9 protein-coding genes and 1 tRNA gene are annotated in these 12,804 nt (G+C 68.0%); 2 read left to right on the top strand and 8 right to left on the bottom strand.

The window, feature by feature from the left end; translation table 11 throughout:
• Window positions 1-113 precede the first annotated feature (113 nt).
• Window positions 114-188: transfer RNA gene (locus AB0G59_RS19235), tRNA-Leu, on the bottom strand.
• Window positions 189-283: 95 nt separating this feature from the next.
• Here AB0G59_RS19235 and AB0G59_RS19230 point away from each other — a divergent pair.
• Entirely contained in the window at window positions 284-934 is a 651-nt protein-coding gene (locus AB0G59_RS19230; protein ID WP_071964012.1) for a response regulator, read from the top strand.
• 65 nt (window positions 935-999) lie between these two features.
• On the opposite strand, the gene AB0G59_RS19225 is transcribed toward AB0G59_RS19230, so the two are convergent.
• The 7 genes from AB0G59_RS19225 to AB0G59_RS19195 form a co-directional block, all read right to left on the bottom strand.
• The gene (locus AB0G59_RS19225; protein ID WP_360913044.1) at window positions 1,000-1,716 is read right to left on the bottom strand and encodes an ABC transporter ATP-binding protein; all 717 of its coding nucleotides are present in this window, start codon (window positions 1,714-1,716) and stop codon (window positions 1,000-1,002) included.
• Window positions 1,713-2,609, bottom strand: a complete 897-nt coding sequence (locus AB0G59_RS19220) for an ABC transporter ATP-binding protein (RefSeq protein WP_360913042.1) — start codon at window positions 2,607-2,609, stop codon at window positions 1,713-1,715. Before AB0G59_RS19220 ends, AB0G59_RS19225 begins: the two co-directional genes overlap by 4 nt.
• A 5-nt stretch (window positions 2,610-2,614) precedes the next feature.
• Window positions 2,615-4,399, bottom strand: a complete 1,785-nt coding sequence (locus tag AB0G59_RS19215; protein ID WP_360913154.1) for a branched-chain amino acid ABC transporter permease — start codon at window positions 4,397-4,399, stop codon at window positions 2,615-2,617.
• 5 nt (window positions 4,400-4,404) lie between these two features.
• A complete protein-coding gene (locus tag AB0G59_RS19210) occupies window positions 4,405-5,334 on the bottom strand; it encodes a branched-chain amino acid ABC transporter permease (RefSeq protein WP_360913040.1) in 930 nt (309 codons plus the stop codon).
• Window positions 5,335-5,454: 120 nt separating this feature from the next.
• Window positions 5,455-6,672, bottom strand: coding sequence for a branched-chain amino acid ABC transporter substrate-binding protein (locus tag AB0G59_RS19205; RefSeq protein WP_360913152.1), 1,218 nt, complete (start codon window positions 6,670-6,672; stop codon window positions 5,455-5,457).
• 342 nt (window positions 6,673-7,014) lie between these two features.
• Window positions 7,015-7,488 (bottom strand): hotdog fold thioesterase, encoded by a 474-nt coding sequence (locus AB0G59_RS19200; RefSeq protein ID WP_071964018.1) that lies wholly within the window; start codon window positions 7,486-7,488, stop codon window positions 7,015-7,017.
• Window positions 7,489-7,555: 67 nt separating this feature from the next.
• Window positions 7,556-9,844, bottom strand: coding sequence for an FdhF/YdeP family oxidoreductase (locus tag AB0G59_RS19195; RefSeq protein ID WP_360913038.1), 2,289 nt, complete (start codon window positions 9,842-9,844; stop codon window positions 7,556-7,558).
• A gap of 215 nt (window positions 9,845-10,059) precedes the next feature.
• Here AB0G59_RS19195 and polA point away from each other — a divergent pair, with 215 nt between their 5' ends.
• Complete coding sequence (polA, locus tag AB0G59_RS19190; protein WP_360913150.1) at window positions 10,060-12,717, top strand: DNA polymerase I; 2,658 nt, start codon at window positions 10,060-10,062, stop codon at window positions 12,715-12,717.
• Window positions 12,718-12,804 lie beyond the last annotated feature (87 nt).

Genomic DNA, 12,804 nt, shown 5'->3' with positions numbered 1-12,804 from the left:
TAGTACGTGGCCGGAAGCCGCCGCGGAAGACAGGATTCGAAGGAATGTTCACCGCGGCGAGCGAAGATCGCAACCGCTGGAGGTGCTACTCGGCCTTTGAATCGAAGGTGAAGTGCCCCGGGTCGGACTCGAACCGACACTGTATGGGTTTTGAATCCATCGCCTGCTGCCAATTGGGCTACCGGGGCCTTGCAATCCAAGGGAAGTCTATACCCCCTCTGTGCTCAAAACTACATGACCTAGGTAGGCTCGTGCAGCAGCACCTGTCCTACTGAGGAGACCCGTGACCGCCGCCGAGCCCCAGCCGCCCGTCGACGACGAGCCGCAGCACACCCCTCCGAACATCACCCGTGTCGTGATCGCCGAGGACGAGGCCCTGATCCGTCTCGACCTCAAAGAGATGCTCGAAGAAGAGGGCTACTCCGTCGTGGGCGAGGCGGGCGACGGTGAGACGGCCGTCGCGCTGGCGCGGGAGCACAAGCCGGATCTGGTGATCCTGGATGTGAAGATGCCGGTCCTCGACGGGATCTCCGCCGCCGAGCGGATCGCGGCCGAGTCGATCGCCCCCGTCCTGATGCTCACGGCGTTCTCGCAGCGCGACCTCGTGGAGCGGGCCCGGGATGCCGGGGCCATGGCCTACCTGGTCAAGCCGTTCAGCAAGAGCGACGTCGTGCCGGCCATCGAGATGGCCGTATCGCGCTTCACGGAGCTGAAGGCCCTCGAGCAGGAGGTCGCCGACCTCTCCCAGCGGCTGGAGACGCGGAAGCTCGTCGACCGGGCGAAGAGCGTGCTGCAGACGCAGTACGGGCTGACCGAGCCGGCGGCGTTCCGGTGGATCCAGAAGACGTCGATGGATCGCAGGCTGTCGATGCAGCAGGTGGCCGAGGCGGTCATCGAGGACGCCAAGGAGAAGAAGGCGGCCAAGGAGCAGTAGTCGTCCTTGGCAGGAGAAGGGGCCCGCGTCCGTATGGACGGCGGGCCCCTTCTGCGTGTGCGGGGTCAGTCCTCGCCGAGGTAGGCCTTGCGGACGGATTCGTCGTGGAGGAGGTCCGTGCCGGTGCCGGAGAGGACGATCTTGCCGATCTCCATGACGTGGCCGTGGTCGGCGAGGGTGAGGGCGGCCTGGGCGTTCTGTTCGACGAGCAGGATGGTGGTGCCGGAGGCCTTGAGCTCGGCGATGGTGTCCATGATCTTCTGCATCATGATCGGGGAGAGGCCCATGGAGGGCTCGTCGAGCATGAGGAGTTTGGGGCGGGACATCAGGGCGCGGCCCATGGCGAGCATTTGTTGTTCGCCGCCGGAGAGGGTGCCGGCTTTCTGGGTGGCGCGTTCGCCGAGGATCGGGAAGAGCTCGTAGGCGCGGCGGATGTCGTGGGCGATGGCGTCGGTGTCCTTGCGGAGGAACGCTCCGAGCTGGAGGTTCTCGGCGATGGTGAGGCGGGGGAAGATGCGGCGGCCTTCGGGGGAGTGGGCGAGGCCGCGGGCGACGATTTCGTGGGCGGGGACGCCGCCCAGGGGTTTGCCGTCGAAGCGGATGGTGCCGGTGGTGGGGGTGAGGAGGCCGGAGAGGGTGCGCAGGGTGGTGGTCTTGCCGGCGCCGTTGGTGCCGATGAGGGTGACGACCTGGCCCGCGTGGACGGTGAAGGAGATTCCTTTGACGGCTTCGATTTTTCCGTAGGCGACGCGGAGGTTTTCGACTTCGAGGAGGGGGGTCATCGCTGGTCTCCCTCCGTTTCCGCCGTGGTGGCGGCTTCGGCTGTGGCTTCTGCGGCTTCGACTTCGGCTATTTCTTCCTGTCCGGGTGCGCCTTCGAAGGGTGTGCCGAGGTAGGCGGCGATGACGCGTTCGTCGGCCTGGACGGTGTCGGGTGTTCCTTCGAGGAGTTTTTGGCCTTGGACGAGGACGGCGACGCGGTCGCAGAGGTTGAAGATGAAGCGCATGTCGTGCTCGATGACGAGGACGGCTGTGCCTTTTTCCCTGATGGCGCGGACGAGTGTTTCGGTGGCGCGGGTTTCCTGGGGGTTCATTCCGGCGGTGGGTTCGTCGAGGAGGAGGAGTCCGGGGTCGCTGGCGAGGGCGCGGGCGATTTCGAGCTTGCGTTGTTCTCCGTAGGGGAGGTTGCGGGCGAGGTGGTCGCGTTTGGGGGCGAGGTCGGTGAAGGTGAGGAGTTCCATGGCGCGTTCTTCGGAGGCTCGTTCGGCGCGGTGGAATCCGGGGCCGCGGAGGAGGGCGGAGAAGAGGCCTTCTTTGGTGCGGGTGTGGCGGCCGACGAGGACGTTTTCGAGGACGGTCATGTTGGGGAAGAGGCGGATGTTCTGGAAGGTGCGGGCGATTCCTGCCTGGGTGACGAGGTGGGGTTTGGGCGGGAGGGTGTTGCCCTGATAGGTGACGGTGCCTTCGGTGGGTGTGTAGAGGCCGGTGAGGCAGTTGAAGAAGGTGGTTTTTCCGGCGCCGTTGGGTCCGATGAGGCCGACGATTTCGCGGTGTCCGACGGTGAGGTCGACGGTGCGGACGGCGGTGAGTCCGCCGAAGCGCATGGTGACGCCGGTGGCGGTGAGTACGGGCGTGGTGGGCGTGGTGGGCGGGTTGGGTGTGGCGGTGGTCGTCATGGTGGTTACGCCTCCGCCTTGGTGAGGGATGCGCCGCCGGCCGGGGTGGTGTCCTCGTGTTCGTGGAATTCGAGTTGTTTTCTGCGGTCGGCGACGAGGCCTTCGGGCCGGAATCGCATGAGGAGGATGAGGGCGAGTCCGAAGAGCAGGAGTTGGTAGTCCTGCATGAAGTCCATTTTGCTCGGTATGAGGTAGAGCAGGGCTGCTCCGACGATGGGTCCGGTGATGGTGCCCATGCCGCCGAGGATGACGGCGGCGAGGAGGAATGCGGAGTTGGGGGGTACGGTGCCGGCGAATTGGTATTGGTCGGGGGTGGCCGTGGTGATGACGTGGGCCTGGATGGTGCCGGCGAGTCCGGCGAGCGCGGCGCCGAGGGCGAAGGCGAGGAGTTTGAGCCGGAAGGCGTTGATGCCCATGGCGGTGGCGGCGGTTTCGTCCTCGCGGATGGCGATCCAGGCGCGGCCGATGCGGGATTCGGTGGCGCGGCGGAAGACGAGGACGACGACGATGGTGGCGAGGAGCATGAGGAGGTAGTAGTTGCCGAATCGGCCGATGGGGGTGCCGAGGATGTCGTGTGTTTTTCCGAAGTTGAATCCAAGGATGTTGAGTTCGGGGATGTTGGGGATTCCCATGGCGCCGTTGGTGATGTCGGGGCCGGTTTTGCCGTTGAGGTTGAGCATGGTGATGCGGAAGATTTCGCCGAATCCGAGGGTGACGATGGCGAGGTAGTCGCCGCGGAGTCGGAGGGTGGGTGCGCCGATGAGGACGCCGAAGACGAGTGAGGCGGCGATGCCGGTGAGGACGGCGGCCCAGAAGGGGAAGTGGACGCCGATGGCGGATTCGGGGGAGCCGGAGACGAGGGCGGCGGCGTAGGCGCCGACGCCGAGGAAGGCGACGTAGCCGAGGTCGAGGAGGCCGGCGAGGCCGACGACGACGTTGAGGCCGAGGGCGACGGTGGCGAAGATCAGGATGCTGGTGGCGAGGTTGGTGTAGGCGTCGTTGGTCTGGGTGAGGGGGAAGCAGGCGGCGGCGACGAAGGCGGTGGTGAGTGTGGTGTTGCGGTGTTTGGCGGTGAGGGTGGTGAGGCGGGTGGTGAGTCCGGATCGGCCGATGGCGGCGAGGGCGCAGCCGGTCAGGAGGAGGTAGCCGACGAAGAGTTCGCCGTATTCGGTGTCGATGCCGTAGCTGAAGAGGTAGAGGCCGAGGCCGAAGGCGGTGGCGATGATGAGGATTTCGGCCCAGGTGGGGAGGGGGGTGGGGCGGGGTGGTCGGTGGGTGGTGAGGGTGTGGCGGAGGCGGTGCCAGGGGGTGGGTGGCCGGGTGCCGTTGTGGTCGTCGTAGGGGTGGTCGGGTGGGAGGGCGAGGACCGCGGCGAGGGTGAGGAGGGTGCTCGTTCCGGCGAGGTAGCCGCCGGGTTCGAGGTTGGCGAGGCCGCCGAGGTCGATGGCGATGGCGCCGAGGGTGTACCAGGTGGTGGCGAAGGTGCCGAGGGCGAGGAGGAGGGTGGGTGCGGTGGCGCCGGCGGGGGTGAGCCAGCGCAGGCCGGGGGTGCCGTGTCCGGCGATGGTGTGGAGGAGGGTGAGGAGGGCGCCGGCGAGGGTGATGGTCTGGAGGCCGCCCGGGTATCCGGTGACGGTGAGGTTGCCGGGGAATTTGGTGGTCCAGGTCCAGGCGGTGAAGGTGGAGGCGATGGTGAGGGTGGCGCCGGTGATGGCGAGGAGGCGGGCGGTGTTGGGGGGCAGGGGTATGAGGGCGTGGTGTGGGTGGGGGGTGGGGTGGGTGTCGGTCATGGTGATCACGCCCGATCCGCGACGCGTTCGCCGAGCAGGCCTTGTGGCCTGAGCAGCAGGACGAGGATGAGGAGGACGAAGGCCCAGACGTCCTTCCAGGAGCCGCCGCCGAATTGGGTCATGCCGGGGATCTCCTCGATGTAGCCGGTGGCGAGGGCTTCCGCGACGCCGAGGACGACGCCGCCGAGCATGGCGCCGTAGATGTTGCCGATGCCGCCGAGGACGGCTGCGGTGAAGGCTTTGAGGCCGGTGATGAAGCCCATGCGGAAGTCGACTTGGCCGTATTTGAGGCCGTGGGCGACGGCGGCGATGGCGGCGAAGGCGGCGCCGATGGCGAAGGCGATGACGATGATGCGGTCGGTGTTGATCCCCATGAGTTTGGCGGTGTCGGGGTCCTGTGCGGTGGCTTGCATGCCGCGGCCGGTGCGGGTTTTGGCGACGAAGAGGCCGAGGGCGGTCATGCACAGGGGTGCGGCGATGAGGAGGAAGATTTCTCCTCGTTGGACGGTGGCGCCGAGGATGTCGAGGGATTCGCCTTTGAACTGGGGGAAGACGCGGGCCTTCTTGGCGTCGGGGTACCACTTCCAGATGGCTTGCTGGAGGGCGATGGACAGGCCGATGGCGGTGATGAGGGGGGCGAGGCGGGGTGCGCCGCGCAGGGGGCGGTATGCGAAGCGTTCGGCGGTGACGGCGACGGCGGTGGCGGCGATGATGCCGCCGAGGATCATGAGGGGGAGGGCGAGGAGCAGGCCGGTGCTGTCGGGGAGGATGAGGTGGGCGGTCAGTGCGCCGAAGCCGCCGACCATGAAGATCTCGCCGTGGGCGAAGTTGATGAGCTGGACGATGCCGTAGACCATCGTGTAGCCGATCGCGATGAGTCCGTACATCGCGCCGAGGATGAGTCCGTTCGCCAGCTGTTGCGGCAGTTCGTGCACCGCCGGGCCTCCGTGGGATGGGAAGGGGTGCGGGCGGTCGGCGCGGGCCGTGCGGGGTGGGTGGTCGGTTCGTACGGCCCGGCCGGTGGGTGTGGTGCGTGGTGTGCGGGTGTGTGGGGGTCAGCGCTTGTATTCGGCGCTGTGGCGGGCTTTCCATGCGGCGGAGTCGACCTGGTATGCGGTGATCATGGTGTTGGTGGTGTCGCCGTACTGGTCGAAGGAGACGGGGCCGGTGACGCCGTCGAACTTGACCTTGTTGAGGGCTTCGACGACCTTGGTGCGGGCGTTGTCGGGGAGTTTTCCGCCGTTGTCGGCGACGACGGTCTTTACGGCTTGGATGATGGCCCAGGTGGCGTCGTAGGTGGAGCCGCCGTAGGCCTCGTAGCGGTCCTTGTATCCGGCGGCCTTGTAGTCGGCGATGAATTTCTTGGCGGAGTCGAGTTGTTCGACGGGCTTGCCGACGGAGGTGGCGTAGTCGCCTGCGGACTTTTTGTTGAGGGTGATGTAGTCGCCGCTGTACATGCCGTCGCCGCCCATGAGGGGTGCTTTGACGCCGCCGTCCTTGAGTTGCTGGCTGAGGGGTGCTGCGGCGGGGTATTCGCCGCCGTAGAAGACGAGATCGGGGTTGGCGGTCTTCACTTTGGAGACGATGGCTTTGAAGTCGCGGTCTTCCGGGTTGACGTGCTCGGTGCCGGTGACTTTTCCGCCGAGGGAGGTGAATTTGGTGGAGAAGGCTGCGGCGAGGCCGACGCCGTAGGTTTTCTGGTCGTCGATGACGTAGACCGTTTTGGCTTTGATCTGTTCGTAGGCGTACTGGCCGCCGAAGGCACCCTGGATCTCGTCGGTGGTGGCGGTGCGGAAGTAGGTGCTGAACTGGCGTTTGCGGTTGTCCTGTTTCCAGTCCTTGCCCTGGGTGAGGTCGGGGGTGGTGTTGGCGGGGGATATGAGGGCGACGTTGTTGGCCTGGGCGACCTGCTGCATGGACTGGGCGACGCTGGAGTTGAGGGGGCCGACGATGCCGAGGACTTTTTTGTCGCCGGCGAGTTTGGTGGCGTTCTGCTGGCCGGATGTGGGTTGGGCCTGGTCGTCGAGGGGGGTCAGTTCGAAGGTTACGCCGGGGACTTCTTTGGCTTTGTTGGCGTTGGTGACGGCGAGGTGGGCGGAGTTTTTGATTCCCTGGCCGAGTGCGGAGAGGTCGCCGGTCAGTGGGGCGTCGAGGCCGATGGTGACGGTGGTCTTCCGGCCCGAGTCGGTGTCTTTGTCCCCGTCGCCGTCGCGTGATCCGCAGGCGCTGAGGGTGAGGGCTCCCGCGGTGATCGCGGTGGTGAGGATGAGCAAGGAATGGTGTCGCACGGTGCTTCCTTTCCCTGGCGAGGCCCTCGCTGCGGAGGTGCCGTATCGCCGCCGGGCGGGAGGAAGGCAAGGCGGAACGGGAAATTCGAGAGGTGCGGAGAGTCCTTGTGCGAACCGCCCGGCGGGGTGGTGAATGGCCGTGACTCTAGGGGTGTGCGGCACTAAGGGGCAGAGGTGCAGGCCATGATGTGACTGTCTTGTTATGCCGCAGGTCACTCGGGGGCGTTTGTTTAACAGAGTTGAGCGTATGGGTCGCGCTGAGTAGACCGATGCCGCCCCCGGAAGCGTTCCGGGGGCGGCATCGGTGGGGTGGTGCGGTGGGTTTTCTCAGGCGGCGGGGGTGGTGTCGGCGGCCGCGCGGATGAGGCAGGTGAGGCGGGCGGAGCACACGCGCTTGTCCTGCTCGTCGGTGATGACGATCTCGTAGGTGGCGGTGGTGCGTCCGCGGTGGACGGGGGTGGCGGTGCCGGTGACCAGTCCGGAGCGGACTCCGCGGTGGTGGGTGCAGTTGAGGTCCACGCCCACGGCGATGCGGCCGGGGCCGGCGTGGAGCATGGCGCCGACGGAGCCGATGGTTTCGGCGAGGACGGCGGAGGCGCCGCCGTGGAGGAGGCCGTAGGGCTGGGTGTTGCCTTCGACGGGCATGGTGGCGACGACGCGCTCGGGGGAGGCCTCGACGACGTGGACGCTCATGCGCTCGCCGAGGTGTCCCGCGGAGAAGAGGGCGCCGAGGTCGAGCCCGCTGTCGGCCCACTGGTCGAGGATGTCCTGCGGGAACGTGGTCTTGCTGTGCTCGCCCATGCGTCGTGGCTCCGATCACCTTTGGTCGTTGTGTGGTGAAAGTTTTTTCAGCTGGACCGCTTCGGCGTCAACTGTCGTGGTCGGTCCGGGGCTCGAGCCTGATGACGAGGGACTTGCTGGCCGGGGTGTTGCTGGTGTCGGCCGTGTGGTCCAGGGGGACCAGGACGTTGGTCTCGGGGTAGTAGGCGGCGGCGCAGCCGCGTGCGGTGGGGTAGTGCACGACGCGGAAGCCGGGTGCGCGGCGTTCGCTGCCGTCGGTCCATTCGCTGACGAGGTCGGCGTAGGAGCCGTCGGCGAGGCCGTGGGCGGCGGCGTCGTCGGGGTGGAGGAGGACGACGCGGCGGCCGTTCTTGATGCCGCGGTAGCGGTCGTCGAGGCCGTAGATGGTGGTGTTGTACTGGTCGTGCGAGCGCAGGGTCTGCAGCAGCAGGCGGCCTTCGGGTACGTGGGGGTGTTCGACGTCGGCGGCGGTGAAGTTGGCCTTGCCGGTCTTGGTGGGGAAGGTGCGGCTGTCGCGGGGGGCGTGGGGGAGGGTGAAGCCGCCGGGGCGGGCGACGCGGGCGTTGAAGTCCTCGAAGCCGGGAATGACGCGGGCGATGCGGTCGCGGACGGTGGCGTAGTCCTTCTCGAACTCTTCCCAGGGTGTGGTGCTGGTGGGGCCGAGGACGCGGCGGGCGAGGCGGCAGACGATGGCGGGTTCGGACAGCAGCTGGGGGCCGGCGGGTGCGAGGCGGCCGCGTGAGGCGTGCACCATGCCCATGGAGTCCTCGACGGTGACGAATTGCTCGCCGCTGTGCTGGCGGTCGCGTTCGGTGCGGCCGAGGGTGGGCAGGATCAGGGCCCGTGCGCCGGTGATCACGTGTGAGCGGTTGAGCTTGGTGGAGACGTGGACGGTCAGGCGGGCGCGGCGGACGGCTGCCTCGGTGACGTCGGTGTCGGGGGTGGCGGAGACGAAGTTGCCGCCCATGGCGAAGAAGACCTTGGCCTGTCCGTCGCGCAGGGCGCGGATGGCGCGTACGACGTCGAGTCCGTGGGCGCGGGGCGGGGCGAAGCCGAATTCCTTCTGCAGGGCGTCGAGGAACGCGGTGGAGGGGCGTTCGAAGATGCCCATGGTGCGGTCGCCCTGGACGTTGCTGTGGCCGCGTACGGGGCAGACGCCGGCGCCGGGGCGGCCGATGTTGCCGCGCAGGAGGAGGAAGTTGACGACTTCCCGGATGGTGGGGACGGCGTGTTTGTGCTGGGTGAGGCCCATGGCCCAGCACACGACGGTGCGCCGGGAGGCGAGGACCATGCGCAGGGCGGTTTCGATCTCTTCGCGGCGCAGGCCGGTGGCGCGCAGGGTCTGGTCCCAGTCGGCGGTGCGGGCGGCGCGTGCGAAGTCCTCGAAGCCGTGGGTGTGCTCGTCGATGAAGGCGGTGTCGAGGGCGCCTTCGGTGTCGAGGACGAGTTTGTTGAGGAGGCGGAAGAGGGCCTGGTCGCCGCCGAGGCGGATCTGCAGGAAGAGGTCGGTGAGGGGGGTGCCGCCGCCGATGAGGCCGCGGGCGTGCTGGGGGTTCTTGAAGCGTTCCATGCCCGCTTCGGGGAGCGGGTTGACCGTGATGATCTTCGTGCCGCCGGCCTTGGCCTTTTCCAGGGCGCTGAGCATACGGGGGTGGTTGGTGCCGGGGTTCTGTCCGGCGACGATGATCAGGTCGGCTTTGTAGAGGTCTTCGAGCAGGACGCTGCCCTTGCCGATGCCGATGGTCTCGGTGAGTGCGGAGCCGGAGGACTCGTGGCACATGTTGGAGCAGTCGGGCAGGTTGTTGGTGCCGAATTCGCGGGCGAAGAGCTGGTAGAGGAAGGCGGCTTCGTTGCTGGTGCGCCCGGAGGTGTAGAAGACGGCTTCGTCGGGGCCGGTGAGGGCGGTGAGCTCGCCGGCGATGATGTCGAAGGCCCGCTCCCAGGTCACCGGCTCGTAGTGCTCGGCGCCTTCGGCGAGGTACATGGGGTGGGTGAGGCGGCCCTGCTGGCCGAGCCAGTAGCCGCTGCGGTCGGCGAGCGAGGGCACGGAGTGCTCGGCGAAGAAGGCGGGGGTGACGCGGCGCAGGGTGGCTTCCTCGGCGACGGCCTTGGCGCCGTTCTCGCAGAATTCGGCGGCGTGGCGCTTGTCGGGCTCGGGCCAGGCGCAGCCGGGGCAGTCGAAGCCGTCCTTCTGGTTGACCTTGAGGAGGGTGAGGGCGGTGCGTCGGACGCCCATCTGGTCGTGGGCGATGCGCAGCGTGTGGGCGATGGCGGGCAGGCCGGCGGCTGCGTGCTGCGGGGCGGTGACGTCGGGTGCGTCCTGTACGGGATCGCCGGTGGGCGGCTTGCCTGCCATCTCGCTCCCCCTTGAGCGGTCGGTGGTACGCGGGTGTGTGCGTACGGTGCCGATCCTGTCATGGGGGTCCGACAGCGACGGTGGCGAGGGCTGCGTGGCCTGGTTTGTCAGTGGGCCGTGGCAGGATCGGGGGCGTGGCAGCAAAGGCATCGAAGACGAACGAACCGACCGGCACCGAGGCATCTGCGGAGGGAGGCCGGCCCCGTCTGTTGTTGATGGACGGGCACTCCATGGCGTACCGGGCGTTCTTCGCGCTGCCCGCGGAGAACTTCACCACTTCGGGTGGTCAGCCGACGAACGCGGTGTACGGCTTCGCGTCGATGCTGGCCAATACGCTGCGTGACGAGCGGCCTACGCATTTCGCGGTGGCGTTCGACGTGTCGCGCAAGACGTGGCGCTCGGAGGAGTTCCCGGAGTACAAGGCGACGCGTTCGAAGACCCCGGACGAGTTCAAGGGGCAGGTCGCGCTGATCGGCGAGATGCTCGACACGATGAACGTGCGGCGGTTCGCGGTCGACGGCTTCGAGGCCGACGACGTGATCGCGACGCTGGCCACGGAGGCGGAGGCGGAGGGTTTCGAGGTCGCGATCGTCACCGGTGACCGTGACTCCTTCCAGCTGATCACCGATGCGGTGACGGTGCTGTATCCGACGAAGGGCGTCTCGGAGCTGACGCGTTTCACGCCGGAGAAGGTCGTGGAGAAGTACGGCCTCTCGCCGCAGCAGTATCCGGACTTCGCGGCGCTGCGCGGCGACCCGTCGGACAACCTGCCGGGCATCCCGGGCGTGGGTGAGAAGACGGCCGCGAAGTGGATCAACCAGTTCGGTTCGTTCGCGGAGCTGGTCGAGCGGGTGGACGAGGTCAAGGGCAAGGCCGGGCAGAACCTGCGGGATCACCTGGAGGCGGTGAAGCTCAACCGCCGGCTGACCGAGATGGTGCGGGACGTGAAGCTGTCCACGCACCCGGACGACCTGGAGCGCCAGGCGTTCGACCGGCTGGCGCTGGTGGCGTTCCTGGAGCAGCTGGAGATCCGCAACCAGGGGCTGCGGGACCGGCTGCTGGCCGCGGACCCGGGTGGGGAGTCGTCCGAGGAGGCGGCCCCGGAGGCGGGTGCCGAGGTGGACGGCGTGGTGCTGGGTGCGGGTGAGCTGGCGCCGTGGCTGGCCGGGCACGGTACGGGCCCGCTGGGTGTGGCGATCACCGACACCTGGGCGCAGGGCGCGGGCCGGGTCGCGGAGATCGCGCTGGCGACGGGCGAGGGTCCGGCGGCCTGGTTCGATCCGGCGGAGCTGGACGAGGCCGACGAGCGGGCGTTCGCCGCGTGGGTCGCCGACCCGGCGCGGCCGAAGGTGATGCACGACGCGAAGGCCGCGATGCGGGTCTTCGCCGAGCACGGCTGGCCGGTGGAGGGCGTGACGATGGACACGGCCCTGGCCGCGTATCTGGTCAAGCCGGGCCGTCGTTCGTTCGCCCTGGACACGCTGTCGGTGGAGTACCTGGGCCGGGAGCTGGCCACGGCCGCCGCCGGTGACGGGCAGCTGGCGTTCGGCGCGGACGAGCAGGCCGAGGCGGACGCCCTGATGGGCCGGGCCCGTACGGTCCTGGACCTCGGTGGCGCGTTCGAGGGCCGGGTGCGGGAGGTGGGTGCGGCGGATCTGCTCACCGATGTGGAGCTGCCGACCAGTGCGGTGCTCTCCGACCTGGAGCGCTCGGGCATCGCCGCGGACCGTGGCTGGCTGGAGCGGATGGAGCAGCAGTTCGCGGCGGCGGTGCAGCAGGCGGTGCTCGAGGCGCACGCGGCGGCGGGCCGTGAGTTCAATCTGGGCTCGCCCAAGCAGCTGCAGGAGGTTCTCTTCGGGGAGCTGGGCCTGCCGAAGACGAAGAAGACGAAGACCGGTTACACCACGGACGCCGACGCTCTGGCCTGGCTGGCCGCGCAGACGGAGAACGAGCTTCCGGTGATCATGCTGCGGCACCGGGAGCAGTCCAAGCTGCGTTCCACGGTCGAGGGTTTGATCAAGGCGATCGCTCCCGACGGGCGGATCCACACCACCTTCAACCAGACGGTGGCGGCGACGGGCCGGCTGTCGTCCACGGATCCGAACCTGCAGAACATTCCGGTGCGTACGGACGAGGGTCGTGCGATCCGTCGTGGTTTCGTCGTCGGTGAGGGCTTTGAGTCCTTGATGACGGCGGACTACAGCCAGATCGAGCTGCGGGTCATGGCGCACCTGTCCGAGGACGAGGGTCTGATCGAGGCGTTCGCGTCGGGTGAGGACCTGCACACCACGGTGGCCTCCCAGGTGTTCGGCGTCGCCAAGGGCGAGGTCGACGCGGAGATGCGCCGCAAGATCAAGGCCATGTCGTACGGTCTGGCCTACGGTCTGTCGGCGTTCGGGCTCTCGCAGCAGCTGAACATCGCGCCCGATGAGGCGCGTCGTCTGATGGACACGTTCTTCGAGCGGTTCGGCGGGGTGCGCGACTATCTGCAGCGTGTGGTCGAGGAGGCCCGTGCCACGGGTTACACCGAGACGATGCTCGGCCGTCGTCGTTATCTGCCCGACCTCAACAGCGACAACCGTCAGCGTCGTGAGATGGCGGAGCGGATGGCGCTGAACGCTCCGATCCAGGGCACTGCCGCGGACATCGTCAAGATCGCGATGCTGCGGGTGGGCGAGGCCCTGGCGGCCGAGACGCTCACGTCCCGGATGCTGCTCCAGGTGCACGACGAAATCGTGCTGGAGATCTCGCCGGGTGAGCGCGAGAAGGTCGAGGCGCTGGTCCGCCGTGAGATGGCCGGTGCCGTCGAGCTGCGTGCCCCGCTGGATGTGTCGGTGGGTGTCGGCCGGGACTGGGAGTCCGCCGCGCACTGATCGCCCGCGGGGTCCGGTTTGCGGACTCGTACGCGTTGACCGGCCCTTCTTTCCCTTCGGTGAGCCGAGGGGGGAGGAGGGCCGGTG

Source organism: Streptomyces sp. NPDC021096, assembly GCF_040641275.1.
In the GTDB taxonomy this organism is placed as follows: Bacteria; Actinomycetota; Actinomycetes; order Streptomycetales; family Streptomycetaceae; genus Streptomyces.
This window is presented reverse-complemented; position numbering and strand designations above follow the sequence as displayed.